This is a genomic window from Micromonospora sp. MGP-C2 (genome assembly GCF_057766525.1).
Genome location: NZ_JBYMEN010000002.1, coordinates 3,835,409 through 3,861,143 on the forward strand (window position 1 = coordinate 3,835,409; position 25,735 = coordinate 3,861,143).

The 25,735-nt window shown below is 71.4% G+C and carries 23 protein-coding genes; 10 read left to right on the forward strand and 13 right to left on the reverse strand.

Going from position 1 to position 25,735, the window contains the following annotated elements:
* Positions 1-42 precede the first annotated feature (42 nt).
* Together rlmB and cysS are read right to left on the reverse strand one after the other, a co-directional pair.
* Positions 43-1,176 carry a 23S rRNA (guanosine(2251)-2'-O)-methyltransferase RlmB gene (gene rlmB / locus AC3CF1_RS17530; protein ID WP_328849018.1) on the reverse strand — a complete coding sequence of 378 codons (1,134 nt, stop codon included), beginning with the start codon at positions 1,174-1,176 and terminating at the stop codon, positions 43-45.
* Positions 1,176-2,591, reverse strand: a complete 1,416-nt coding sequence (cysS, locus tag AC3CF1_RS17535) for a cysteine--tRNA ligase (protein ID WP_179781235.1) — start codon at positions 2,589-2,591, stop codon at positions 1,176-1,178. The genes rlmB and cysS overlap by 1 nt, the downstream gene beginning before the upstream one ends.
* Before the next feature lie 63 nt (positions 2,592-2,654).
* Between cysS and AC3CF1_RS17540 the strand changes: the two genes are divergently transcribed.
* The gene (locus AC3CF1_RS17540; RefSeq protein ID WP_354981790.1) at positions 2,655-3,452 is read left to right on the forward strand and encodes an IclR family transcriptional regulator; all 798 of its coding nucleotides are present in this window, start codon (positions 2,655-2,657) and stop codon (positions 3,450-3,452) included.
* Positions 3,453-4,074: 622 nt separating this feature from the next.
* Here the strand turns inward: AC3CF1_RS17540 and AC3CF1_RS17545 are convergent.
* Complete coding sequence (locus tag AC3CF1_RS17545; protein ID WP_488450864.1) at positions 4,075-4,266, reverse strand: hypothetical protein; 192 nt, start codon at positions 4,264-4,266, stop codon at positions 4,075-4,077.
* A gap of 186 nt (positions 4,267-4,452) precedes the next feature.
* On the opposite strand from AC3CF1_RS17545, the gene AC3CF1_RS17550 reads away from it, so the two are divergent.
* Positions 4,453-5,076: an endonuclease domain-containing protein gene (locus AC3CF1_RS17550; protein WP_488450865.1), complete on the forward strand. Its 624-nt coding sequence runs from the start codon at positions 4,453-4,455 to the stop codon at positions 5,074-5,076.
* A gap of 182 nt (positions 5,077-5,258) precedes the next feature.
* On the opposite strand, the gene AC3CF1_RS17555 is transcribed toward AC3CF1_RS17550, so the two are convergent.
* The 3 genes from AC3CF1_RS17555 to AC3CF1_RS17565 form a co-directional block, all read right to left on the reverse strand.
* Positions 5,259-6,962: a S8 family serine peptidase gene (locus AC3CF1_RS17555; RefSeq protein ID WP_354981792.1), complete on the reverse strand. Its 1,704-nt coding sequence runs from the start codon at positions 6,960-6,962 to the stop codon at positions 5,259-5,261.
* 97 nt (positions 6,963-7,059) lie between these two features.
* On the reverse strand, positions 7,060-7,782 hold the full coding sequence (locus AC3CF1_RS17560; protein ID WP_355159342.1) for an HAD family hydrolase: 723 nt from the start codon (positions 7,780-7,782) through the stop codon (positions 7,060-7,062).
* Between the two features lie 79 nt (positions 7,783-7,861).
* Positions 7,862-8,827: an EamA family transporter gene (locus AC3CF1_RS17565; RefSeq protein WP_355159337.1), complete on the reverse strand. Its 966-nt coding sequence runs from the start codon at positions 8,825-8,827 to the stop codon at positions 7,862-7,864.
* Positions 8,828-8,912: 85 nt separating this feature from the next.
* Between AC3CF1_RS17565 and AC3CF1_RS17570 the strand changes: the two genes are divergently transcribed.
* Positions 8,913-9,458: a CGNR zinc finger domain-containing protein gene (locus AC3CF1_RS17570; RefSeq protein ID WP_354981794.1), complete on the forward strand. Its 546-nt coding sequence runs from the start codon at positions 8,913-8,915 to the stop codon at positions 9,456-9,458.
* Here the strand turns inward: AC3CF1_RS17570 and AC3CF1_RS17575 are convergent.
* Both AC3CF1_RS17575 and AC3CF1_RS17580 read right to left on the reverse strand, forming a co-directional pair.
* Positions 9,425-10,006, reverse strand: a complete 582-nt coding sequence (locus tag AC3CF1_RS17575; RefSeq protein ID WP_354981795.1) for a GNAT family N-acetyltransferase — start codon at positions 10,004-10,006, stop codon at positions 9,425-9,427. The genes AC3CF1_RS17570 and AC3CF1_RS17575 overlap by 34 nt on opposite strands.
* 175 nt (positions 10,007-10,181) lie before the next feature.
* Positions 10,182-10,505 (reverse strand): DUF397 domain-containing protein, encoded by a 324-nt coding sequence (locus AC3CF1_RS17580; RefSeq protein ID WP_354981796.1) that lies wholly within the window; start codon positions 10,503-10,505, stop codon positions 10,182-10,184.
* A 288-nt stretch (positions 10,506-10,793) separates the two neighbouring features.
* Here AC3CF1_RS17580 and AC3CF1_RS17585 point away from each other — a divergent pair, with 288 nt between their 5' ends.
* The gene (locus tag AC3CF1_RS17585) at positions 10,794-11,084 is read left to right on the forward strand and encodes a hypothetical protein (RefSeq protein WP_088950483.1); all 291 of its coding nucleotides are present in this window, start codon (positions 10,794-10,796) and stop codon (positions 11,082-11,084) included.
* A 17-nt stretch (positions 11,085-11,101) separates the two neighbouring features.
* Here the strand turns inward: AC3CF1_RS17585 and AC3CF1_RS17590 are convergent, their stop codons facing one another.
* The 5 genes from AC3CF1_RS17590 to AC3CF1_RS17610 form a co-directional block, all read right to left on the reverse strand.
* On the reverse strand, positions 11,102-12,511 hold the full coding sequence (locus tag AC3CF1_RS17590; protein WP_199176986.1) for a class II fumarate hydratase: 1,410 nt from the start codon (positions 12,509-12,511) through the stop codon (positions 11,102-11,104).
* Between the two features lie 35 nt (positions 12,512-12,546).
* A complete protein-coding gene (locus tag AC3CF1_RS17595; RefSeq protein WP_371409945.1) occupies positions 12,547-15,528 on the reverse strand; it encodes an AfsR/SARP family transcriptional regulator in 2,982 nt (993 codons plus the stop codon).
* Positions 15,529-15,785: 257 nt separating this feature from the next.
* Complete coding sequence (locus AC3CF1_RS17600) at positions 15,786-17,453, reverse strand: fumarate hydratase (protein WP_354981797.1); 1,668 nt, start codon at positions 17,451-17,453, stop codon at positions 15,786-15,788.
* Between the two features lie 126 nt (positions 17,454-17,579).
* On the reverse strand, positions 17,580-19,025 hold the full coding sequence (locus AC3CF1_RS17605; RefSeq protein ID WP_371409946.1) for an outer membrane protein assembly factor BamB family protein: 1,446 nt from the start codon (positions 19,023-19,025) through the stop codon (positions 17,580-17,582).
* 70 nt (positions 19,026-19,095) lie between these two features.
* On the reverse strand, positions 19,096-19,599 hold the full coding sequence (locus AC3CF1_RS17610; protein WP_099849060.1) for an Lrp/AsnC family transcriptional regulator: 504 nt from the start codon (positions 19,597-19,599) through the stop codon (positions 19,096-19,098).
* A gap of 139 nt (positions 19,600-19,738) precedes the next feature.
* On the opposite strand from AC3CF1_RS17610, the gene hppD reads away from it, so the two are divergent.
* From hppD to AC3CF1_RS17640, 6 genes are all read left to right on the forward strand, one after another.
* Positions 19,739-20,944 (forward strand): 4-hydroxyphenylpyruvate dioxygenase, encoded by a 1,206-nt coding sequence (hppD, locus tag AC3CF1_RS17615; protein ID WP_488450867.1) that lies wholly within the window; start codon positions 19,739-19,741, stop codon positions 20,942-20,944.
* 11 nt (positions 20,945-20,955) lie between these two features.
* Positions 20,956-21,663, forward strand: coding sequence for an RDD family protein (locus tag AC3CF1_RS17620; RefSeq protein WP_354981799.1), 708 nt, complete (start codon positions 20,956-20,958; stop codon positions 21,661-21,663).
* Positions 21,660-22,688 carry an RDD family protein gene (locus AC3CF1_RS17625; protein WP_354981800.1) on the forward strand — a complete coding sequence of 343 codons (1,029 nt, stop codon included), beginning with the start codon at positions 21,660-21,662 and terminating at the stop codon, positions 22,686-22,688. The genes AC3CF1_RS17620 and AC3CF1_RS17625 overlap by 4 nt, the downstream gene beginning before the upstream one ends.
* Positions 22,685-23,788, forward strand: a complete 1,104-nt coding sequence (gene hisC, locus AC3CF1_RS17630; RefSeq protein ID WP_099849068.1) for a histidinol-phosphate transaminase — start codon at positions 22,685-22,687, stop codon at positions 23,786-23,788. Before AC3CF1_RS17625 ends, hisC begins: the two co-directional genes overlap by 4 nt.
* A gap of 296 nt (positions 23,789-24,084) precedes the next feature.
* Entirely contained in the window at positions 24,085-24,477 is a 393-nt protein-coding gene (locus AC3CF1_RS17635) for a hypothetical protein (RefSeq protein WP_488450868.1), read from the forward strand.
* Between the two features lie 130 nt (positions 24,478-24,607).
* Positions 24,608-25,528 (forward strand): hypothetical protein, encoded by a 921-nt coding sequence (locus AC3CF1_RS17640; protein WP_488450869.1) that lies wholly within the window; start codon positions 24,608-24,610, stop codon positions 25,526-25,528.
* The last annotated feature ends 207 nt before the right edge of the window (positions 25,529-25,735 follow it).

The window sequence follows — 25,735 nt, forward strand, 5'->3', positions numbered from 1 at the left end:
GCCCCCTCCCGCGCTGGGCGGAAGGGGGCCTCGTCGACGTGGTTACAGCTCGGCGGAGCGTCGGCGGGCGACCTCGGCCAGGGTGACCGCGGCGGCCACGCTGGCGTTGAGCGACTCAACCTCGGAGATCATCGGAATGCTGACGGTCAGGTCGCAGGTCTCCCCGACCAGGCGGGACAGCCCGCGCCCCTCGGAACCGACGACCACCACCAGCGGACCGACAGCGGCCTCCAGGTCGTACAGGTCGGTGTCACCGTCAGCGTCCAGGCCGACCACCATGAAGCCGGCGTCCCGGCACGCCTTCAGCGACCGGGTCAGGTTGGTCACCTGCGCCACGGGCACCCGCGCGGCCGCGCCGGCGCTGGTCCGCCAGGCGGTCGCGGTGATTCCTGCGGCACGTCGCTCGGGTACGAAGACACCCTGCGCGCCGAACGCCGCGGCAGACCGGATCACGGCACCCAGGTTGCGCGGGTCGGTGACACCGTCCAGCGCGACCAGCAGGGGGGCCTGCTGCTCCAGGGAGGCGGCGACCATGTCCTCGAAGGGCTGGTACGCGAAGGGCGGCACCTGCAACCCGACGCCCTGGTGCAGCACCCCGCCGGTCATCCGGTCCAGCTCGGCCCGGCTGATCTCCAGGTTGGCGATGCCCCGGTCGGCGGCGGTCCGGATGATCTCGTTGATCCGGTCGTCCATGTCGATGCCCTGGGCGGTGTAGAGCGCCGTCGCCGGGACGTTGGCGCGCAGCGCCTCCAGCACCGGGTTGCGCCCGACCAGCAGCTCCGGGGAGTCCTTGGACGGGTTGGACTTGCGCCCCGGCGCGACCCGGGGGCCGGACCGGCCGGTGGGCTTGCCGCCCCGACCGCCGCCGCTGGCGCCCCGACCGACCGGTACGCCCCGACCGCCGCCCCTGCCCCAGGTGGTGTCCTTGCTGCCCGGCTGACCGATCTTCGGGGCGCGCCCCTCCTCGGCAGCCGCGCGGCGCTCCTTGTCCTGCTTCCAGGCGGTGCGCTGGGGCAGCTTCTCGGTGCCCGAGTAGCCCTTGTGCCAGGGACGCTCGTCCGCGGGCAGGGTGCGACCCCGCCCGGCCAGGGAGTCCTTGTTCTTGCCGCCGGTGCCCTTGGGGGCGCTTGCCTTCGACGTCAGTCGCCGGCCACGGCGCTGCGAGTTGCCGGCCATCAGTCCTGCTCTCCAATAGTCCAACGGGGGCCCTGGGGGGTGTCCTCGACCACCACGCCGGCCAGCTTGAGCTGGTCACGCACCGCGTCGGCGGCAGCCCAGTCCTTGCGGCCCCGGGCCTGCGCGCGCTGCTCCAGGGCCAGCGCGATCAGGGAGTCCACCACGGCACGCAGATCATTCGATCGGCCGCCACCGGTCCACGCCGGGTTGAGGGGGTCGATCCCGAGGATATCCAGCATTGCCCGTACCACGGCCAGGGTGGTGCGGACGGTCACATCGTCACCGGCGCTCAGCGCGGTGTTGCCGTCCCGGAGGTGCTGTTGCAGCACGGCCAGCGCGGCGGAGGTGTTGAGGTCGTCGTTCATCGCCGCGACGAAGCCGGCCGGCAGCTCACCGGGCTGCCCGGCGCCGACCCGCTCGGCCGCCCGCTGCACGAACCCCTCGATCCGGCGGTACGCGGTGGCCGCGTCGCGCAGCGAATCCTCCGAGTAGTCGATCACCGAGCGGTAGTGCGCGGCGGCGTAGTAGTAACGCAGCTCGACCGGCCGCACCCCGAGCGAGTCCACGTACGCCAGGTCGAGCGCGTTGCCGGCGGACTTGCCCATCTTGGCCCCACCGATGCTGAGCAACCCGTGGTGCACCCAGTAGCGCGCGAATGGCAGCCCGGCGGCCTTGGACTGCGCGATCTCGTTCTCGTGGTGCGGGAACGTCAGGTCCAGCCCACCGCCGTGGATGTCGAACTCCGGGCCCAGATACCGCCAGCACATCGCCGAGCACTCGATGTGCCAGCCCGGACGACCGAGCCCCCACGGCGACGGCCAGTAGGCGTCCGCCGGCTCGTCCGGTTTGGCACCCTTCCAGAGCGCGAAGTCGCGCGGGTCCCGCTTGCCCCGGTCCGGGGCGTCCCCGGCCGACTGCATCGCGTCCGGGGACTGACCCGACAGCGACCCGTACGCAGGCCAGGACGCCACATCGAAGTAGACGTCGCCGGAACCGTCAGTCGCCGGGTACGCGTGCCCGTCGGCGATCAACTTCGTGATCAGCTCGTGCATCTCCGGGATGTGCCCGGTGGCGCGCGGCTCGTAGGTGGGGGGCAGCACGTTCAACGCCCGGTACGACTCGGCGAGAAGCAACTCGTTGACGTACGCGATCGACCAGAACGGCCGACCCTGCTCGCCCGCCTTCACCAGAAGCTTGTCGTCGATGTCGGTCAGGTTGCGGATGAAGGTGACCTCGTAGCCGGCGGCCAGCAGCCAGCGGCGCAGCACGTCATAGTTGACGCCAGAGCGAAGGTGACCGATGTGCGGCGGGGCCTGAAGAGTGAGACCACACAGGTAGACCCCCACCTTGCCGGCTTCCCGCGGGACGAAGTCCCGCACCGATCGGGTGGCGGTGTCATACAGGCGTAGCGTCACCGCACAAGGGTAGCTGTCCGTGCCTGTCCGGGTCCGGCGGTGCCGGGTCGTACGCTGCCAGGCGTGGATGCGACCGCACGCTCGGGTGAGACTCCGGCCAACCCCAGCGGCCCCGCTGACGCCGTCCCTGGACAGGCGGGCGCGGCGGGGCATGTCAATGCGGCCGGACAGGCTGGTGCGGCCGGACAGGGCGATCGGGTTGTCGGGCGGGCTGACGCCGTTGCGGGACGGGCCGTTGAGACGTCGCAGACCCTCGACCGGGGTCTGCGGCTGCTGCACCTGGTCGCCGACGCCTCGGGCGGTCTGACCGTCACCGAGGCCGCCAACCAGCTCAACATCGGTCGGGCGGCCGTCTACCGGCTGGTCAGCCCGCTGATCGGGCACGGCATGCTGCGCCGCGACGGCGACGGCAGGCTGCGCCTCGGGGCCGGGCTGCTGCACCTGGCCCGACGGGCCCAGCCATTGCTCGCCGAGGGTGCGCTACCCGCGCTGCGCCGCCTCGCCGAGCAGGCCGGAGCGACCGCGCATCTGACCGTCGTCGAGGGTGGCGAGGGCGTGGCCCTGGCCGTGGTCGAGCCGAGCTGGACGTCGTTCCACGTCGCGTACCGCGCCGGGGCACGGCATCCGCTGGACCGAGGGGCGGCGGGCCGGGCCATCCTGGCCGGTCGAGCCGGGGATGCGGCGCCGGTGAGCAGCAGCGGGGAATTGCAGGCCGGGGCGTACGGGGTGGCTGCGCCGGTGCTCGGCGTACCCGGTCTGGAGGCCAGCGTCGGCGTGGTCGCGCTCGCCCCGCTGGACGTCGACACGATCGGTCCCCAGGTGCTGGCCGCAGCCACGGCCATCACCAACGCCCTCCGCTGACAAACGAACCATCCGCCTGTTCCGACCAATTGCGGGCGGGCTCGCGCCCCGCTTGATCAACTCGGATTCCTGAAACTCGCGGTATCCCGGTGCCGACGACACCTCGACTTTCATGAACGCGAGTGGATCACAGCAGCACGATCACCAACTCGTCACAAGTTTCGCGGGCAGTTGGCTCGTCTGAGCCCCGCCTGGGGCCGACTGGGGCGGATGGCAGCGCCCTGGAGACTGCCGGCCGAGGGCGTCGCCCGCGAGGTGCAGCCACGCCTGCCAGCCGACGATCGCGTCATACCACGATCGCCGCACGGATTTTCGGTTGTCCACAGGGTCGGACGGCCGCCCGGGGCAGGTTGTCCACAGGGGTTTCGGCGGTCCGAGGATGGTCGGCAGGCTGCTCGGCATGCCACCACGTCCGCACCGCCCCGACGCCCTGACGTGGCGGGTCTTCCGCGGCTCCGATGCTGTCCGGGATGGCCTGCTCACCGAACATCAGCTGCGCAGTGCCGCCTGGCTGCGGCTGCGCCAGGACATCTACGCCGACGCACGGCTCGACCGGGACCACGCCCTGGCCTGTCGCGCCGCACTCCTCCGACTCCCGCCCGGGGTGGTGATCGGAGGCCCGTCAGCCGCCTACCTGCACGGTGTCGAACACGCCGCCGCCTTCACCGACGACGTGCACGTTCTCGTGCCCCGGCCGATGCGGATCGGCCCACAGCGCGGCCTTCGCGTGCACGTCAACGCCATCACCCCGCTCCTCGACGACGAGATGGACGAGATGCCGGCCCTCGCCGCGCCGCCACCGGCCTCGCGCCACCCACCAGCAACATGGGGTCCGCCGGACGCAGAACGTTCGCCGGAGACAGGACGATCACGTGACGTAGCGCGCCCATCGCGAACCGGGCTCCCCACGGGAGCAGGGCGCCCGCCGACCATCGGAGCACCATCACGCCCAGCTCGGCAGCCTGCCCGACCGGAAGCGGTGACGGCCAGGACGGGCAGCATGGCGATCACCAGAGCGGACAGCGTCGTGGTCGCCAGACCGGGCGACGGGGGCGGAGCGGGCGTCACGTCCCAGCCCAACTGGGACCCGAGCGGCGCGATCCCCCGCTCCGACCCGGGGCGGGCCGCCTGGGAAACGGCAGTGTGGCTTGACCCGATCCCGGCAGTCGCCGTCGTCGACTCGCTGCTTGGGCAGGGGCTGACCGATCGCGACACGTTGGCCGCACTGGCTGCCCGCAACGCCGAGCGGCCTGGTGGGCGGCGGGCACGATGGGTCTTCGACCTGGCTGACAGCGGAGCCCAGTCACCGCCGGAGTCACACCTGCGCGTAAGGCTGGTGCTCGGTGGGCTGCCACGGCCGGTCGTTCAACATCCGGTATGCCTGGCCAGCGGCGTTGTCCTGCACCCCGACCTGGCGTGGCCGGAGTATCGGGTCGCAGTCGAGTACGACGGCAGGTGGCACTCCGACGCAGATCAGCTGCACCGGGACCGCCGTCGGCTCAACCTGCTGGTCGGCGCGGGTTGGTTGGTCCTGCATGTGACGAGTCGACGGCTGCACGCCGAGTTTCCGGCGGTGCTCAGAGAGGCGCGCGACGCGCTGGTCAGCCGCGGATGGCGACGGTGATCCCCGACCTGTCCTCGATCGACTCGGGTTCCTGGAAACCGTGGCATCCATCGACCCCCGACACCCCACCTTCAAGAAACCCGAGTCGATCAAGGCGAGGAGCGGAGCCGCGCACACCGACACCACCGCGCACACCGACAGGGCCCGGTCGACGATTGTCGACCGGGCCCCGAGGTGGTGCTTTACGGGCGGGCGTTCGGCTTGAGCGGGGTCTTCACCGCCGCGTAGGCGTCGACGATCCCGTAGCCGTAGAAGCCGTTGAAGTTGACTCCACCGGCGCAGTAGGCGTCGTAGGTCTCGTCCCGGCCCTCGTTGCGGTACTGCTGGAGGCGCGGCTCCGGGCAGGCGTGCTCGGCTGCCGTCCGGTACAGGTGCTGCTCGACCAGGTCCGGCGACATCCCGAAGCCGCCCCGGCGCTCCGGCTTGCCGTACCGGCTGACGATCAGCGCGGCGACGCCGGCGGCGTGCGGGGACGCCATCGAGGTGCCCTGCAGGTAGGTGTAGTAGCCACACTCACCGTTGGCCTTGCACTGCTTGAACACGCTCGTTGCGACGCGCGGATCGATGTTGCCGTCCGCGTCCACCTTGGGGTCAGGGATGGTGAGGGAGATGGGCTCCTCCTGGAGCACCTTCAGCGGATAGCTGGAGAGGATCCGGTTGCCGGGGGTGTTGTACGTCGGGGTCCCGAAGCCGTCCCGCGCGAATCCACCGGGCGCGGCAACCGAGGTCTGCTCGGTGCCGTAGTTGGAGAAGTCCGACTTCTTGCCGGACGGGCCGACCGACGACACACCAATCACGTGTGGGCCTTCGGTGGGCATGTCCCAGCAGCTGTTGTTATCGATCGGCCGGGGGTACGGGTCGGCGCCGTAGTCCGGGCTCGTGACGTCGGTCCGGGGTGCGCCCAGGTCCTCGTTGTTGTTGCCGAGCGCACCGACGAGGGTGACGCCCTTGTTGTGAGCGAAGATCAACGCCCGCTTCATCGCCTTGATGATGGCCCGCTGTTCGGCCTGGTCCTCGGGCGAGTCGGCAGGGTTGGCGGTGCAGTTGTAGAGCCACGGGTCCACGTAGAACGACATGTTGACCACGTCGATCCCGGACCGGCCGGCGTAGACCAGGGCGTTGACGACCGGGTCGAGGAAGAAGTAGCCGGAGTCCTGGCCACCCTTGAGTTCGACCAGCGAGACGTTCGGGGCAACGCCGGAGAGGCCGAAGCCGTTGGCCGCGGCGCCGATGGTGCCGGCCACGTGGGTGCCGTGCCCGCCGTCGTCGGTGCCGACCGGGTCGAGGCAGCTCGGCACCTCACAGGGGCCGTCCACGTCGGTCAGGTCGGGCGCGAAGTTGCGCGACAGCGACCAGTTGAAGTTCGGCGCGATGTCCGGGTTGCTGGCATCGACGCCCGTGTCCAGTACGCCGACGGTCACGCGACGGTCGCCGGGCTCGATCTTGCGGGCCTTGTCAGCCCGGATCATCTCCAGGCCCCACAGCTTGTCGTCGAGCGGGTCCATCTTGGCGCCGCGCCGGGCTGCCGCCCCCGCCGGCGCCGCCGTCAGGTTCTCCTGCTCGACGCGGTCCAGCTTCGGCTTGCGGCCGATGGCCTTCTGCTCGGCGGCGCCGAGCAGCGTCGGGGCGGCGTTCGCCCTGGCCGCGAAGTCGGCCCGGTCACTGGTGACCTGGAACATGCCGACCTCGTCGGACCGCGACACCACCGTGCCGCCGGCTGCCCGGATCGCGGCGACCGCCGTGTCGGCGGCGACGCCGTCCTCGGCGACGACGGTGAAGGTGCGGGAGTCGCTTGGCGCGGCGCTGGCCGGTACACCCAGCCCCGAAGCCGTAAGTGCCAGCACTGCCGCGGTTGCGACAGTGCCGACGGTGAAGCGTTTGCTCACCACATCAGATCCTCTCGTTGAGGGACGTGGCAGCCATCACACAACGCCCAACGGGTTTACGCCAGATGAACGTCCGTTATGTCGATGAATCTCTCTTTCATCCGCGCAGCTCGATACAGGCTTCCACCCGGTCGGACGACACCGTAGGTAGATCGACGAGCACCGCCGGCAGCTCCGCGAGGGTGGACACTTCGGCGTCGGGCGTGCACCCGGCGGGGCGGGGCAGCCCCTGCCGGTTCAACCACACCGACCGCAGGCCGGCCCGCTGGGGTGCCACCACGTCGTGTTCCCACGAGTCTCCGACGTACACGATCTGCTCGGCCGGCACCCCGGCCGCCGCGACCACCGCTGCGAAGAACTCCGGCGCCGGCTTCTTGGGCAGGCCGTTCACGTGCGCGTACACCTCGAAGGCGAACTCACCGGCGAGCCCGCACCGTTCGGTGCGGCTGTTGCCGTTGGTGGCGAATCCCAGGGTGTACCGGTCGCGCAGTGTGGCCAGCGCCGGTGGCACGTCCGGGAACGGTCGGGTGAGGGCGAACCGGCGGGCGAAGAAGAGGGTCGCGACCTCGTCCAGGTGGTCGTCCAGTCCGGCGCGGGCCAGCGACCGGGCCAGCGCGGCCCGGCGGATCTCCACCACCGGCGCGGCCTTCATCTCGCCGAAGACCGCGCCCCAGTCCGACTCCAGTTCAGCGAGCGTCACCTCGGCCGCCGCCGGGATGAGCCGCCGCATCTCGTCGAGGACGGCCACCAGCCCGCCCGTCACCGCCGGCCGCAGATCCAGCAGGGTTTCGTCGGCATCGAACACCACAGTGGTCAGCACGCCACCCACTGTCCCACCGACCACCGACCACCGACCGCGGCCGCCGAGCACCAGCACAGTCACCAAGCACCGAGCACACTCACCGACCGGCGAGCACCAGCTCCGGCTCGGTCGACACCCGCGCGGACGCCGCCGGTGTCCCGCGCAGTTCGTCGAGGCGTACCAGCGCGACCCCGGCAATGATCATCGCGCCGCCGAAGAGCTGCCAGCCGGTGGGCAGCTCGTTCAGGAACAGCCAGGCGATCAGCACCGCGAAGAGCACCTCGGTCAGCCCGACGAACGACGACAGGCGGGGGCCGAGGATCCGGGTGCCGGCGATACCGGCGAGGTATGCGATGACGGCGGCCACCAGCGAGAGCCCGGCGATGGGCAGTAGCCAACTGGTGGGTTGCCCGGCGAAGGTGACCTCGCCGAAGGTGGCGTGCAGCGGCAGCAGACCGGTCAGCCCGACGAGGAGCAGGACGGCGGCGCCGACGGCCATCCCGCCGCTGGCCAGGGCGACCGAGGGCAGCCGTGGGTCGACCCGCCCGGCGAGCACGAAGTACCCGGCCAGGCCGATTGCCGCACCCAGTCCCCAGAGCACACCGACCGGGTGGAAGTCGGCGGTGCCGGCGAGGTCGAGCACGAACGCCAGCCCGGCCAGGGCGGCTACCGATCCGGCCACGGTGAGCCGGCGGGGTCGCTGCCCGTGCCGCACCCACATCCAGCCGACGACGAGGATGATGCCGAGGTATTCCAGCAGCAACGCGACACCGACCGGCAGGTAGCGCACGGCATTGAAGAAGCAGACCTGGGCCAGCGCCACCCCGAGGAGGCCGAACAGCCCGATGGCCGTGGCGTTGCTCCGCAGCACGGCCCACCTGCCCCGCAGCGACAGCAGGGCGGGGATCGCCAGCACCAGGGCGGCGATGCCGACCCGGGCGATCACTGCGGACCCGGCCGACCAGCCGGCGTCGATGAGTGAGCGCGCGAAGGTGCCGGAGGTGGCGAAGGTGACTGCGGAGAGCAACGCCAACGCGGCGCCGGCAGCAGGTCGTGAGTGCATGTCGCGCTCCTCGGGACGGCACCGTGTCATGAGCAAACTATCCTTGTGCCCGTGACGTTAGGCGGAAGCCATGACAGGAGTCAAGATGCTATTTGCTCATGACACTGAATGTTCCCTGATCGCCGCCGCCGCGCTGGTCAACACGACGGGTCGGGACGGCGAGCAGCTGCCCGACGTCGCCGCGTTGGACGCGTTCTTCGTCCGCTACTCCTACAGCGGGCGACACGAGCACACCGACGCCGAGTTGCGCGCCGTCCGGGAGTTGCGGCCCCAGCTACGCCGCATCTGGTACGCGGAGCCACCCGAGATCGTCGCGCTGGTCAACGGCCTGCTGCTGGAACACAGGGCGCTGCCCCAGCTCATCGAGCACGACGACGAGCCTTACCACCTGCACGCCGTACCCCGGGACGCGCCTCTGGCCACCCGGATCGCGGTGGAGGCGGCGATGGCGATGGCCGACCTGGTTCGCGCCGGTGAGCTGCGCCGGCTGCGGATCTGCGAGTACCCGGACTGCGACAGCGTGGTCGTCGACCTGTCCCGCAACCGGTCGCGGCGGTTCTGCGAGGCCGGTTGCGGCAACCGCGCCGCGGTGACCGCCTACCGCGCCCGCCGGGCGGCGGGTCGATCCTGAGCGGCTGCCCACTCCTCGGCCCGCAACTCGTACTCCACCTCGCCGTGCTCGGTGCCCGCAATCGGGTGGTCCCACTGAAGGTGGAAGGTCCGCAGGTAGCGCAACCCCGCCTTCGCCATCACCCGCCGGGACCGCTCGTTGACCGTCATCGTCTCGGCCCAGACGCGACGCACCCCGACGGTGTCGAAGGCGTACCGGACCAACGCCCGCGACCCCTCCGTGGCCAGCCCGAGCCCCCACGTCGAGCGCCGCAGCCGGTAGCCCAGCTCAGCCTCGGTGCCGTCCGCCGACGGGTCGAGCGCGAACCAACCCAGGAAGTCGTCGGTCCCCCGGTCGAGCGCCGCCCAACGGCCCAACCCGGGATGCCGCTCGTACTGGGCCAGCAGCCTCGGCAACTGCTCGTCGCGGACCGTGGCCAGCGGCGTGGCCACACCACCGCTGAGGAACCGCATCACCTCGGGATCGCTGTCCAGGTCGACCAGCGCGTCCACGTCAGCCATGGTCAACCGCCGAAACCGCAGCCGCTCGGTGCAGGGCAGGTCACTCATGACGGGATCATCCCGCCGCCAAACCCCACCGTCGAGCCGTTTACCCGCGCCTGTCCGCAGGCAAGATCCGCGCAACATCCGGGAAGTTGCTGCGTCAGGCCGCGACGAGGCAGCAACTTCCCCGAAGTTGCGGGCAACCAACCCCGCGACCACCGTCGCGGGCGAGGCGGTCGCGTCAGCGCGGGGGCGCGACCACGAAGAGCCGCCAGGAGTACGCGTCGACAACCAGCACGGGCCCGTCCAAGTCCTTGCTGTCTCGCACCCCGACCACGTCCCCGAGATTGGTCGCCACCTCGACGCACTGGTCATTGGAACCGCTCCGGCTGCTCTTCCGCCACGAAGCTCGGGTCAGTTGCTGGCCCAGCTCGACGGCGCTGACCATCGACGCCGAGTAGTTGACCGCCTTGGCCAGCTCGTCCTGACTCCAGCCCCGCCGCGCCCGGGCCCGGCGCAGCTCCGCGACCAGGAACGCCGCCGCCGTCATCTGTCCATCGGCCATGCCGTGCCGCCCCTCCACCCCGCTGACGATCAACTCCAGTCGGCCGCCAGCGGCGGCGCCACCCGAAACAGGGCGACTGTGACGACGCGGCCAAACCCTTCCGACCGTAGTCGCCTGATCACCAGACTGTGAAGTGCGGCGCCGCTCCCCGTCCCCCGGGTCTGTCGGCGCCGCACGGGACCGCCCGCTCCCCCGGCCGGGCGGTCCCACCTCCGGTGGAAAAGGGATGAGCGAGGGGCGAACGGGGCCGATGCCACAAACGATTCAGCTCCAAAGGAAGGCAGCAGCATGTCCCGGACCGCCCCGGACAACCGCGCCACGACGCCCTGTCGTCCACACCTGCCGTTGCGCCCGCTCTGGCTGTGCCGGGTCTGCGCCGCACCCTGGCCCTGCCCGGTCGCGCGGCTCACCCTCCGCCAGGAGTACGCCGACGACCGGGTCGGGTTGAGCGTCTACCTGTGCGCGGTCCTGCACGAGGCGGCCGCCGACCTGTACCGGCTCAACCCACACGACGGCCCGGAGCCCGCGGCGCTCTTCACCCGCTTCCTCGGCTGGGCCAGACCACGCGACACCCGCTGAGCCGGGCAGGCCGGTTGTCAGGGGTGGGTCATCCGCAGCAGGTCCAGCGTCTCGTCGAGCTGGGTCTCGGTGAGCTTGCCGGAGTCGACGTGCCCCCGGGAGATCACCACCTCGCGGATAGAGGTCTGCTTGGCCAACGCCTCCTTGGCGATCGACGCGGCCTCGTCGTACCCGAGGTAGCGGTTGAGCGGGGTGACGATCGACGGCGACCCCTCGGCGTACGCCAGGCAGACCTCGGCGTCCGCGACCAGGCCGACCACCAGCCGGTCGGCGAACAGCCGGCTCACCGCGGAAAGCAGCCGGATCGACTCCAGCAGGTTGCGGCCCATCACCGGGAGCATCACGTTCAGCTCGAAGTCGCCCTGCGAGCCGGCGAAGCCGACGGTTGCGTCGTTGCCGATCACCTGTGCGCAGACCTGCCGCATCGCCTCGGCCACCACCGGGTTGACCTTGCCCGGCATGATCGACGAGCCGGGCTGGAGGTCGGGGATGCGCAGCTCACGGAGGCCGGCACGGGGACCGGATCCCATCCAGCGGATGTCATTGGCGATCTTGTAGAGGCCGATCGCCACGGTACGCAGCTGCCCCGAGGTCTCCACCAGCGCGTCGCGGGCGCCCTGCGCCTCGAAGTGGTTGCGCGCCTCCGACAACGGCAACCCGGTCGACTCGCGCAGCTTGTCGATCACGGCGGCGGCGAAGCCGAGCGGGGTGTTGATCCCGGTGCCGACGGCGGTGCCACCCAGGGGCAACTCGGCCAGTCGGGGCAACGAGCCCTCCAACCGCTCGATGCCGTAGCGGACCTGCGCGGCGTACCCGCCGAACTCCTGGCCGAGCGTGACCGGGGTGGCGTCCATCAGGTGCGTACGCCCGGCCTTGACCACCGTCTCGAACTCGGCGGCCTTGGCCTCCAACGCCGACGCCAGGTGTGCCAGCGACGGCAGCAGGTCCTCGACGATGAACTGGGTGGCAGCGAGGTGGATCGAGGACGGGAAGACGTCGTTGCTCGACTGGGAGGCGTTGACGTGGTCGTTCGGGTGCACCGGCGACCCCAGCTCCCGGCTGGCCAGGGTGGCGATCACCTCGTTGGTGTTCATGTTCGACGACGTGCCGGAGCCGGTCTGGAACACGTCCACCGGGAACTGGTCGTCGTAGCCGCCGTCGGCCACGTGCGCGGCGGCGGCGGCGATCGCAGCGGCCACGTTGGCGTCGATCACGCCCAACTCGCCGTTGACCTGTGCCGCCGCCCCCTTGATCTGCGCGAGCGCCTTGATCTGGGCCGGTTCGATGCCCCTGCCGGAGATCGGGAAATTCTGCACCGCGCGTTGGGTCTGTGCCCGCCACAGCGCCTCGGCGGGCACCTCCACCTCGCCCATCGAGTCGCGTTCGATCCGGTAACCGGTCGCCTCTGGAGTCGTCACGCGTACCATCCTGCCGCGCCCGTGGCCGACTCGCAGATGATCCGTCAGCCCAACTCGGCCAGCAGCCGTTCCACCTCGTGCTGCTCCGGTGACTCGATCTGGCGGAACAGGGAGAGCGCCCGGAACCAGTGCGACCGTGCCGCAGCCGGGTCGGTGTCCCGCAGGCAGCGGGCGATACCGTCCAACGCCCCGGCCTGCTCGTGCGGGGCGTTCATCCGGACGGCATCGGCGAGCACCCGCCGGTGCAGGTCCACCGCGCTGGCCACGTCCCCCTGGTCGAGCAGCGCACGGGCCAGCAGGTTGCGTGACACGCTGGCGGCGATGCGGTCGCCGGACTTGGCCACGGCGGCGAGCGCCTCGCGGTGCAGCGTCGCGGCCTCCTCCGGCCGGCCCAGGATCCGCTCGATGCTGCCCAGCTCGTTGAGGACCTCGCCCTCGCCGAAGCGGTTGCCCTGCCGGCGCTTGAACTTCAACGCCAGCCGCAGGAACCGGCGTGCTCCCGAATAGTCGCCGAGCCGGGCCCGCACCGCCCCGAGGTGACCGAGGGCGTTGCACAGGCTGCTCATGTCGCCGGTCTCGCGGGCCAGGCGCAACTGCCGGCGCGAGGCCAGCCGCGCCTCCGGGTAACGACCCGATGCCAGCAGCAGAAACGCCTGATTGTTGAGCATCGCGATGACCTCCGCGGGCTGGTCACCGCCGGAGACGAGCGACAGTGCCGCGGCGGAATGGGCCATGGCGGGAGCCAGTTGCCAGTTCGCGCCGTACGCGACGGCCAGATTCCGGCGGACCGTCGCCTCACCACGCCGGTCGCCGAGCCGTTGACGCAGCCGGAGCGCGACCTCCATCAGTTCAATGGCCTCCGGGAACCGCCCGAGCCGGAAGTAGCCCGAGGAGAGGTAGTTGCGCACTGTGGCGATGGCTCCCGCGTCGCCGAGCTGCTCGGCGGCGCGCAGCGCGACGGTGTGGGTGTCCACCAGCTCGTCCAGGTGGCCGTGCCTGAACAGATAGAACCAGGATGTGCGGGCCAGCTGCCAGCAGCGTTGCAGGTGCCCCTCGTCGGCGGCCAGCCGCACCAGCGCCGGAAGCGCCGCGCGGTTGGCGTCGAACCAGGCAGCATCATCCGAGACGGACGCCCGCACCAGATCGGCTCGGGGAGGTTCCGGCAGCACCAGGGCGGACCGACTGGCGACCGGCTCCATCCGACTGGCGATGGCGTGGGCCACGTGCAGGTAATGATCAAGGAGTCGGACGGTGGCGGCCGTCCGGCTCGCTGCGGTCTCGCCGGTCTCCAGCAGTTGTCGGGCGTATTCGCGCATCAGGTCGTGAAAGCGAAAACGGCCGGCTTCCGGCTCGTCGACGAGGTGCGCGTCGACGAGACTGTCCAGCAGGTCCTGGGCGTCCGGCAGCAGCAGGTCGGCGATCGCCGCCGCCGCCCGATCGTCGAAGAAGCCCCCTGGGTGCAGCGCCAGCAGCCGGAACATCCGCTGCTGGTCGAGGTCGAGCTGTGCGAACGACAGAGCGAAGGCCTGCCCGACGGAGCGTTCGCCGGCCGACAGCTCGGTCAGGGTGTCCCGTCCGGTGGCGAGCCGGTCCGCCAGGTCGCGGACCCGCCACCGGGGACGGTGGGCGAGTCGGGCCCCCGCCAGCCGGATCGCCAGCGGCAGGTGCCCGCAGCGGGTGATCACCTCGGTGGTCGCCTCCGGCTCGGCGGCGACCCGGTCGGCGCCAACCACCCGTCCGAGCAGCTCCACCGCTTCCTCGGGGTCGAGCACGGCCAGCGACGACGGTTTGCCGCCGTCCAGCCCGGCGAGCCGGCGGCGGCTCGTGATCAGGGTGAGGCTGTCCCGACCGCTGGGCAGCAGCGGCGCGACCTGAGCGGCGCTGGCGGCGTTGTCGAGCACCACGATCGCCCGCCGTCCGGACAGTTTGCTCCGCCACAGGGCGGCGCGTTCGTCAGCGTCGGCGGGTATCCGGTCCCCGGGGACACCGAGCTGGCGGAGCAGCGCGGCAAGGGCAGCGGCCGGCGGCAACGGCTCCCGTTCGCTGTGCCCGTGCAGGTCGATGAAGAGGTGCGCGTCGGGGTAACGGTCCGCGAGCGCCGTGGCGACGTGCACGGCCAGCGTGGTCTTCCCGCTGCCCGCCATGCCGTCGACGAGCTGGATTCGGGCGTCGTCTTCCTCGATCTCCTTCACCAGTCGGGCGAGCGTCTCCTGCCGTCCGATGAAATCGTTGATCGCCCTGGGCAGTGCCCGGACCGGAGCGAAGGACCACTCCTCCGAACCGGTGACGGCCAGGTCTCCAGCGAGCACCCGTTGGTGCAGCTCCTGCAGCTCGGCACCTGGTTCGATGCCCAGCTCATCAGCGTAGAACCGCCGGCCGTCGCGATAGACCGCGAGCGCGTCGGCCTGACGCCCGACCGAGGACAGGGCCAGCATCAGTTGGCCCCGCAGTCGCTCCCGCAACGGGTGCTGGTCGACGCTCTCGGCCAGTTCGTCGATCAGCTCGGCGGCCCGCCCGAGGCGCAGCTCGACGTCGACGCACTCCTCAAGCGCGGTGAGGCGCTGTTCGTCGAGGGTCTGTGCGCGGCGACGGACGCTGCGGCTGGGGATGCCGCTGAGCGCCGGCCCGCGCCAGAGCGCCAGGGCCGCGTGGAACCGCTCAGCCGCCTCGGCGAACCGGCCGGCCGCGACAGCGGATCGGGCCTCATCGACGCCACGGGCGAAGGTGTCGGCGTCCAGGTCGCTCGGGGCGATACGGACGCCGTACCCGGCCGGGTCGGTGACGATGATCTCCGGTGCCAGCCCCAGCTCGGCGAACCGTCGCCGCAACCGCGACACACAGGTCTGCAGCTGGGCCCGGGCTGTTGCGGGCGGACGCTCCTCCCAGACCGCGTCGACCAGCTCGTCGACGGGCACCAGCCGGCCGGAGCGCAGCAGCAGCATGGCGAGCACGATCCGGTCCCGGCCGGCGGTGACGGTGGCCTCGCCACCGCCGACGCGCAGAGGCCCCAGGATCCCGAACCGCATCTGCTCCCCCGCCGTGATCTGCAACTTGCAGCAGCGTAACCCGGTGGTCACACATTGACGCATTCCGGTGATAGCGATGTGAGAGCGGATCGACAGGGGTGCACATCAGACTCGCACCGGGTTGTCGGTGACGGCATCCGACGGGGGCGGTGCGCCCGCCCCACCCCAGCGGGGCGGGCGCACCGATGTCGGCAGAGCACGGACGACAGAGGGGGTGCCGGGCGAGTTCGCCCGGCACCCCCTCGCGTACGTGTCGGTCAGCGGCGGCCGACGGTGAGCACCGGTTTGGTGACCTCGGCGAAGAAGTCGTTGCCCTTGTCGTCGACAACGATGAAGGCGGGGAAGTCCTCCACCTCGATCTTCCAGACCGCCTCCATGCCCAGCTCCGCGTATTCGAGCACCTCGACGTGCTTGATGCAGTCCTGGGCGAGGCGGGCCGCGGGGCCGCCGATCGAGCCGAGGTAGAAGCCGCCGTTCTGCTGGCAGGAGCGAGTCACCTGACCGGATCTGTTGCCCTTGGCCAGCATCACCTGTGAGCCGCCCGCGGCCTGGAACTTCTCCACGTACGCGTCCATCCGGCCGGCGGTAGTCGGGCCGAAGGAGCCGGAGGCGTAGCCCTCGGGGGTCTTCGCCGGGCCGGCGTAGTAGACAGCGTGGTCGCGCAGGTACTGCGGCATCGGCTCGCCGGCGTCCAACCGCTCAGCGATCTTGGCGTGCGCGATGTCCCGGGCCACCACGAGCGGGCCGGACAGCGACAGCCGGGTCTTCACCGGGTACTTGGACAGCTCGGCGCGGATCTCGTCCATCGGCCGGTTCAGGTCGACCCGCACGACCAGCTCGGCGTCGAGCGAGTCGTCGGTGACGTCGGGGAGGAACCGGGCGGGGTCGGTCTCCAGCCGCTCCAGCCACACACCCGACGGGGTGATCTTGGCGACCGCCTGCCGGTCCGCCGAACACGAGACGGCGATGGCCACCGGGCAGGACGCACCGTGCCGGGGCAACCGGACCACCCGCACGTCGTGGCAGAAGTACCGGCCGCCGAACTGGGCGCCGATGCCGAAGTTGCGGGTCAGCTCCAGCACCTCCGCCTCCAGCTCCAGGTCACGGAAGCCGTGCGCGCTCATCGAACCCGAGGTGGGCAGCGCGTCGAGGTACTTGGCGCTGGCGTACTTCGCGGTCTTCAGGGCGTACTCGGCGGAGGTGCCGCCGATGACGATGGCCAGGTGGTACGGCGGGCAGGCGGCGGTGCCGATCAGCCGCAGCTTCTCCTCCAGGAACTGCATCATCCTCGTCGGGTTGAGCAGCGCCTTGGTCTCCTGGTAGAGGTACGACTTGTTGGCCGAACCGCCACCCTTGGCCATGAACAGGAACTTGTACGCGTCGGGGTGCCCGTCCGGGTCCTCGGCGTACAGCTCCACCTGGGCCGGCAGGTTGCTGCCGGTGTTCCGCTCGTCCCACATGGTCAGCGGGGCGAGCTGGGAGTAGCGCAGGTTGAGCTTGGTGTAGGCCTGGTAGACGCCCCGGGAGATGGCCTCGGCGTCCCCACCGTCGGTCAGCACGTGCCGGCCGCGCTTGCCCATGACGATCGCGGTGCCGGTGTCCTGGCACATCGGCAACACCCCACCGGCGGCGATGTTGGCGTTGCGCAGCAGGTCCAGTGCGACGAACCTGTCGTTCGGCGAGGCGGCCGGGTCGTCGATGATCGCCCGAAGCTGGGCCAGGTGCGCGGGGCGCAGGAAGTGCGCGATGTCGTGCATCGCCTCGGCGGTCAGCGCGGTGAGCGCGGACGGCTCCACAGTGAGGAACCGGCGGCCCCCCGGGCCGTGTACGACGTCCACGCCCTCGTCGGTGACCAGGCGATAGTCCGTCTGGTCGGGGCCGGTCGGCAGCAGAGGGGCGTACGAGAATGCGGCGGCACTGCTCATGAGCGGCAAGCCTAGGGCAGACCGGTCGATCACTCCCACCCGCCGGGCGGGTCCTGGGACGTCGCTCTCATCGCCTCGGGCCCGCCACGCCTCCCCGCCGTCCGGATCCGCTGGTGACTCGCCCGCTCAGCCGTCCTTGCCGCCGTCCGGCTCGGGGCAGAGTTCGCCCTTCGGCCCGCAGTCGCCGTTGTTCGACCCGCCCGGCCCGGTGCCACCCGGCGCGGGATTACCGCCGTCGCCGGGCGGTCGGGCGGGCGAGCCCCCGGCCGCACCGAAGCGGACGTACCCGATCTCCCGCCCCTCGCCGACGATCATGCCCTGCGACCCGACCGCGAGGGCGTTCGCCGAGGTGCGCAGGACGGCCAGTTCCCGGCCGGTGCGCGGGTCCAGTGCGGCCAACCGGGACGGCTTCTCGTCGGCGACCACCGCCGCGTACGGGGTGAGCGCGGCACCGGCCTTGCCGCTGGCGGGTCGAGTCCACAGCACCTTCTCGGTGCCCAGCTCGTGGGCGGCCACCGACCGCTTGTCGGCCGCCCGGAACACCGCCAGGCGGTCGTCGACCGCGATCAACTTGGTGCCCGAGCCGCCGACCCAGAGGAGCCGCCCGTCGTACCCGTCGATGACTGCCTCGCGGCCGTCCGGGCCGACGCCGATCAGCACGTTCCGCGCGCCCTGCGGGTCTTCGCGCTGCACGCAGCCGGCGGAGTCGGCGGTGCGCAGGTTGACCCCGGCCCGCTGCCAGGCCTCCTGCCCGGTCGCCGGGTCCCGCGCGGAGATGGCGAAGTAGCAGGTGCCGTCCTGGGATCGGGCGGCGATCCGCAGCATCCGGCCGCCCACCACGGACAGCCGCTCGTCCCGGCCGGGTTCGACGTTCTGCAACACGCGACCGGTGGCGGTGTCGACCACGTGCACCCGGCCGTCCACCGGGAACCCGAGCAGCGGTGGCGCGGGTTCCGCCCCGGCCACCCCGTCGTCGATCCGGGTGTTGGTGAGCCGGCGGGTGCCGCGCAGGCCAGGGTTGTCGGCGAGCAGGCCGCTGTGCACACCGGGCAGGAACGCCGTCCAGAGTGGCGTGGTGCCGCGCGGGTCCCAGGCGCTCAGGGTGCAGTCGGTGGCGTCCGTGCAGCGGGCGTCGAGGAGCAGGTTGCGGTACGTCCACACGGCCACCGCGTCGTCGTCGCGTCGCCGGGTCACCCCGGTGGCCGGGTCGAGCAGCTCGTACCCCTTGACCAGGAGCTTGCCCACGGCGACGACCGGGTCACGGTCGCCGCCGGCGACCGCCGACCAGTCCGCCTTGCGCTCCCACAGCTGGGTGCCGGTGGCCAGGCTGCGGGCCTCCACCCGGGTGCGCTGCTCGACCACGACGGAGTCGCCGGCGATGGTCACGCTGCGCGGAGTGCCGCCGACCCGTTGCTGCCAGACCACGTCGGGCTCGGAGATGGGTTCGCTGCGGTCCACCCAGTCCCACAGGCCGGGGAAGGGGTTCCACACGCCGGTCGCGGCGAGGGCGACGACCACGGCAAGGCCGAGCAGCAGCCCACCGCGCACGCTCCCCTTCGCCACACCGCACACCGTAGCCACGATCACGGATCTTCCGTACGCCCGCGCCGCCGTGTCGCCACGCTTTCTGGGCTCGGAGGTGTTAGAGCGCCCTTCCTTCGGCCCGAACGGCGCTCCGCACCAACGGAAGCGTGCGGTAGGGGATCTGCTCGGCCAACGCGATGATCGTGGACGCCCGGGTGATGCCGGCGGACGAGACGATCTGGTCGATGACCCGTTGCAGGTCGGTGTTGGAGCGGGCCACGATCCGGCAGAGCAGGTCGCTGGAGCCGGTGATGGTGTGCGCCTCCAGCACCTCGGGGATGGCGGCGAGGTGGGCGGTGACCGGATCGTGGCCGTGCCTCTGGCTGATCTCCAGGGTGACGAAGCTGGTCACGCCGAACCCGATCGCGGCCGGTGAGATCTCCGGGCCGAAACCCTGGATGACCCGCCGCTCGACCAGCTTGTCCAGCCGGGCCTGCACGGTGCCCCGGGCCACGCCGAGGCGACGGGAGCACTCCAGGACCCCGATCCGCGGTTCCTCGGCGAGCAGTTCGATCAAGCGCACATCGAGCCCGTCGAGCTGTACATTCTGCTCACCATTCATGGGTGCCAACCATACCGAATGCACAACCTGACCAGCAATTCCGCCAACAGTTGCCCACCCGGTGCCGGGCCAGCGATCCTCGCCACAAGAACCGACCACGGCGGCCCACAAGGCCGGCCGGTACGCGAGGGAGCCCACCATGACCCAGGCGATCGACCGACCCCAGTCGACCGAGGACGTCGACGTCGACCGGCTCGTCGGCGCAGTCGATCACGACATCAGCCACGACCCGTTCCCGGTCCGGGGCCTCGACCACGTGCACTTCCTGGTCGGCAACGCCAAGCAGGCCGCCCACTACTACTCCACCGCGTTCGGCATGACCTGCGTGGCGTACCGAGGCCCCGAGCAGGGCTACCGGGACCACGCCCAGTACGTGCTGACCAGCGGCTCGGCCCGGTTCGTGCTGACCGGCGCGGTGCGCCCGGACGCCGACGGCTCCGAGCACGTGGCCCGGCACAGCGACGGGGTGAGCGACATCGCGCTGGAGGTGCCGGACGTGGACACCGCGTACGCGCACGCCGTCGCGCAGGGCGCCACCAGCGTCGTCGAGCCGCACGAGGTGACCGACGAGCACGGCACGGTCCGGATGGCCGCCATCGCCGCGTACGGCGACACCCGGCACACCCTGGTCGACCGGTCCCGCTACACCGGCCCGTTCCTGCCCGGCTTCGTGGCCCGTGGCCCGATCGTGAACCGGCAGCCGATGATCGACGCGGGCATCCAGCCGAAGCGCTTCTTCCAGGCCGTCGACCACGTGGTCGGCAACGTGGAGCTGGGCCGGATGGACGAGTGGGTCGAGTTCTACAAGCGGGTGATGGGCTTCTCCAACATGGCGGAGTTCATCGGCGACGACATCGCCACCGACTACTCGGCGCTGATGAGCAAGGTCGTGGCGAACGGCACCCGCAAGGTGAAGTTCCCGCTCAACGAGCCGGCGATCGCCCGCAAGAAGTCGCAGATCGACGAGTACCTGGAGTTCTACCAGGGGCCTGGCGCCCAGCACATCGCCGTCGCCACCAACGACATCCTGGCCAGCGTCGACGCGATGCGGGCCGCCGGTGTGGAGTTCCTGGACACCCCGGACTCGTACTACGAGGACCCGGAGCTGCGCGCCCGCATCGGCAACGTGCGGGTGCCGATCGAGGAGCTGAAGGCTCGCAAGATCCTGGTCGACCGGGACGAGGACGGCTACCTCCTCCAGATCTTCACGAAGCCGGTGCAGGACCGCCCGACGGTCTTCTTCGAGCTGATCGAGCGGCACGGCTCGCTGGGCTTCGGCAAGGGCAACTTCAAGGCGCTCTTCCAGGCGATCGAGCGGGAGCAGGAAGCCCGCGGCAACCTGTAACACTTGCGAGCGTGACGCAGCCTCCGTCGTACCCGACGCCGCCGGTCGGTGGGCCTCAGCCCGCCGCCGGCGCCGTCGCGCCGCCGCCCGGACCACACCCGCAGGGGTACGCCGCGCCGCCGCAGTACGCTCCACCCGGGTACGCCCCGCCGCAGTGGCACGCCGGACCACCCGGCCCGCTGCCCCCGCCGCTGAGCCCGGGCGGTCAGCCGCTGGCCAGCTTCGCCGACCGGCTGCTGGCCTGGCTGATCGACACGGCGCTGGCGACCGCCGTGTCGCTGGCGTTGTTCAGCCCGTTCTTCGTCATCCTGTGGCTGCGGATGTTCAGCGAGATGACCCGGACCAACCCGGACGGGACCTTCGTGGAACCCGACCCGGCCGTCTTCCTCGTGGACTTCTTCCTGCCGATGATCCTGCTCCAGTTCGGGCTCATCGTGGTGATGCTCGGGCTCTACTGGCTCTACCACGTGGAATACCTCAAGCGCCGCGGTCAGACCCTCGGCAAGAAGGTCATGAAGCTGCGTGTCGTGCCGCTCGACCCGACCCGCACGCTCAACCGGGGAATGGCCGGGCGACGGTGGGTGGTGCAGTACCTCGCAGGCTCGCTGGTCCCCGGGAGCAGCTACCTCGATGGGTTCTGGCAGCTCTGGGACAAGCCGTGGCAGCAGTGCCTCCACGACAAGTTCGCCGAAACGGTCGTCGTTAAGGTGTCCTCGTGAGTGTGCAACCCGGCTGGTACGTCGACCCCGCCGACACCGAGACCCGGCGCTACTGGGACGGCGAGGGTTGGCTCGGCGCGCCCATTCCCGTTGACGCCACCCCGCCGGACGGCCCACCGCCGCCCGAGCCGGTCACGCCGCCCGAGCCGCCCACGCCCCCAACCTCCGGTCCGACCTCCCCGGGGCCCGTCGCACCGGGCTGGCCGCCACACCAGGGCCCACAACCCGGACCACAACCGGGGTACGGCCCGACGCCGGGTCACGGCCCGGGCTGGGGGCCGCAGGCCGGCGCGCCCGGTTGGGGTCCGCAGGGCGGCCCTCCCGGCTGGGCCCCTCCGGGTGACCAGTCCGCCGGGACGCCTCCGGCCGGTCAACCCGGCTGGGCGCCTCCGGCTGGTCACCCCGGCTGGGTGATACGACCGCCCGAGCCTCGGCCGCACGGCCTCAGGCTGGCCGGTTACGGCCGCCGGCTCACCGCGCGGCTGATCGACCTCGCGCTTCTCCTCGCACTGAACGTGGTGGTCAACGGCTGGTTCGTCTGGCGCTGGGCACAGGAGTGGGCACCGTACTGGCAGGAGTTGTTCCGGCGCGCCGCGCGCGGCGACACCTCCGCCGAGGGACTGCCCGTTCCCGGCGAGCAGGCAGGGTCGCTCCTCGTGGTGATCCTGCTGATCGCCACCGCGCTGTGGCTGGCGTTCGAGGTGCCCGCCATGGCCGCCGGTGGGCAGACCGTCGGCAAGCGGGTGATGCGGATCCGGGCGGTGCCGATGGCCGCTGACCAGCCGTTGGGCTTCGGCCGGGCGCTGAGCCGGTGGAGCACGCTGGGCCTGCCGACGCTGCTCTGGTACTGCGCCGGGATCGGCCTGGTGCTGCAATTCGTCGATTCCCTGTCCCCCCTCTGGGACCACCCCCTGCGCCAGGCGCTGCACGACAAGCGCGCGCAGACGGTGGTCGTCGAAGTCCCCTACCGCCCCGCTTCCGCCCCCTCGAACGACCGCGACCAGCCCCCGGGAGACACCCCATGACCGACTCCGGACGTCACCAGCCGGCGCTGCGGCTGACCCGCGCCGACCTGGACGCGTTGCCCAACTACGTGCCGGGGCGCAGCCCTGCCGACCTGGCTCGGGAGTTGGGCCTGCCGGAGGCCATCAAGCTGGCCAGCAACGAGGTTCCCTACGGGCCGCTGCCCGGCGTGGTGGAGGCGGTCACCGAGGCGATCACCACCTCGCACCGCTACCCGGACATGGGCGTGGTCGCGCTGCGTGACGCGCTCGCCCAGCGGTACGGCGTGGACGCCGACCGGATCGCCACCGGCTGCGGTTCGGTGGCGCTGGCCGAGCACCTGGTCCGGGCCACCTGCCTGCCCGGCGACGAGGTGCTCTACTCGTGGCGGTCGTTCGAGGCGTACCCGATCATCGTGGCGACCAGCGGCGCGACCAGCGTGCGGGTGCCCAACGACGCCGGGCACGGGCACGACCTGGCGGCGATGGCCGCGGCGGTGACCGACCGGACCCGGGTGATTTTCGTCTGCAACCCGAACAACCCCACGGGTACGGCGTTGCGCCGAGCCGAGTTGGACCGGTTCCTCGACGCGGTGCCGGACGACGTGCTGGTGGTGATCGACGAGGCGTACCGGGAGTTCGTCACCGACCCGGAGGTGCCGGACGGGCTCGACTACCTGGACCGGCCCAACGTGGCGGTGCTGCGCACGCTGTCGAAGGCATGGGGGCTCGCCGGGCTGCGAATGGGCTGGTTGGTCGCCCAGCCGGTGGTGGCCGCCGCGATCCGCAAGGTGGCGACGCCGTTCTCCAGCAGCACGGCGGCCCAGGCCGGTGCGCTCGCGGCGCTGACCCAGGCGGCCGAGATGGAGCGCCGCTGCGCCCTGGTCGTCGCCGAGCGGGACCGGGTCACCGAGGCTGTCCGCAAGTTCGTGCCGGACCTGCCGACGAGTCAGGCCAACTTCGTCTGGCTCCCGCTGGCCGACCGCGCGGTGGCGTTCGGCAAGGCGTGCGAGGCGCGTGGCGTGATCGTCCGGCCGTTCGCCGGGGACGGCGTCCGGGTCACCATCGGCACCCCGGCCGAGAACGACGCGTTCCTGGCCGCCGCCGAGGCGGCGCTGACCTGAGCGTCGACCTGGTGTGACCAACCAGTGACATAAGGGGCGTTTGTCCTGTTTGGGGTGTTCTTACCCCTATCTTCCGAAGTAGCCGGTTGTGCGAGGACGCACACCGGCTCACTTCGAGAAAACGGGGTAACGAACAGTGCGTACTGCCAAGATCTGTCTCGCCGGGGCGGCCGCCGCCACGATGGTGGGAGTCCTCGCCGCACCGGCCGCTGCCGCGCCGACCGACACCACGACCACCACCTTCGAGGTGCTCGTCGGCACCCTCGACATCGACGCGCCGGCCGCCGCCGACCTCGGTGACGGCGCCCGGCGGCACCATCACCGGCCAGCTCGGCACGGTGACCGTCACCGACTCCCGGGGTGCCACCAACGCGTCCTGGGTGGCCTCGGTGACGGCGACGGTCTTCCAGACCGGCGGCGCCTCACCGCCCGAGACGATCCTTCCGGAAGAGATCAACTACTGGTCCGGCCCGTCGACGGCGTCCACCGGCGACGGCACCCTCACGCCGGGACAGGCGGCCGCCGGCGACGCCGATCCGCTGTCCAGCGTCACCCCGCTCACCGCGTTCACCCACTCCGGCGGCACCGGCGGCAACACCGCCAGCTGGAACCCCACCCTGGTGGTCAACGTCCCGCTGGACAGCATCGCGGGCGTCTACACCGGCACGGTGACGCATTCGGTGGCGTAGCCCCCGGGGGCGGTCGACCATCGCGGTCGCGCTCGCTCTGTTCTGCCTCGCCGGTCCGGGTCTGTCGACCCGGGCCGGCGCGGTCGAACCGGACGCGGGGTCGGACGACGGGGCCATCGGGATCCGGCTGTTGGAAGCCCCGGCCGACCGCCGCACCGATCCTCGGGCGCTGCGCTACGTCGTCGACCACCTACCGCCGGGCACCACCATCAATCGGCAACTGTTGATCGTCAACCGCACCGACGAGACCCGTCGCGTCGACGTGTATCCGGCAGCCGCGACCCTGGAAGCCTCGGCGTTCCGCTTCGGCGAGGGTCGTGCCGAGAACGAGCTGACCTCCTGGGTCACCCTCGACCAGCGCGCGGTGGAACTGCAACCGTGGGGCGAGGCCCGGGTCCGGGCGACCGTCACGGTGCCGCAGACCGCCTCGAAGGGCGAGAGGTACGGGGTGATCTGGGCGTCCACCGCTTCGGCACCCCGGGCCAGCGGTGAGGTGACACAGGTCCACCGGGTCGGCGTCCGGATGTACCTCGACATCGGGCCCGGCGGCGAACCGGTCTCCGACTTTTCGATCGGTGAGGTACGTCCCGCCCGCGGCCCGGAGGGTGACCCGTCGGTGACCGTCCAGGTCCGCAACACCGGCGGCCGCGCCCTCGATCTGACCGGCACGGTCTCCCTGACCGACGGTCCAGCCGGCAGCCGGGCCGGCCCCTTCCCGATCGGGCAGGGCGTCACGCTGGCACCGGGTAGCGCCGGGCAGGTCGTCGCCCGATTCCCGGTCGAGTTGCCGAACGGCCCCTGGAAAGCGGAGGTGAACCTGGAGAGCGGGCTGGTGAAGCGGAACGTCACCGCACAGATCCAGTTCCCCGGTGCGGGTCAGGTCGGAGAACGGGGCAGCGTCGTCAGCCGGATCGTGTCCGGCTGGGCCGTGGGGGCGGCCGTCGCGGGCCTGCTGTTGGTCACCGGTCTCGCAGTGCTGGCCCGCCGATCCCGGCGATCCGGTCGGCCGTCAGCCGGCCGGCCGGGGGAGCGGATCCGCGCCGGCGGCTGACAGCACGCCAGCGACCGCACGGGCCGCCGGCCTGAGGGCACAGGCCGCCGGCCGGAGGCCGCACGGGCCTGGCCGGGGAGGCTCAGGTCAGACCGGCCGCCTCCGGCGGACAGCGAGCCAACCGACGAGGAGCAGACCCCCGCCCAGCCCGACGAGCAACAGTGTCGACCCGCCCGGGCCGGTGACCGGCAACTGACCACCGTGGCT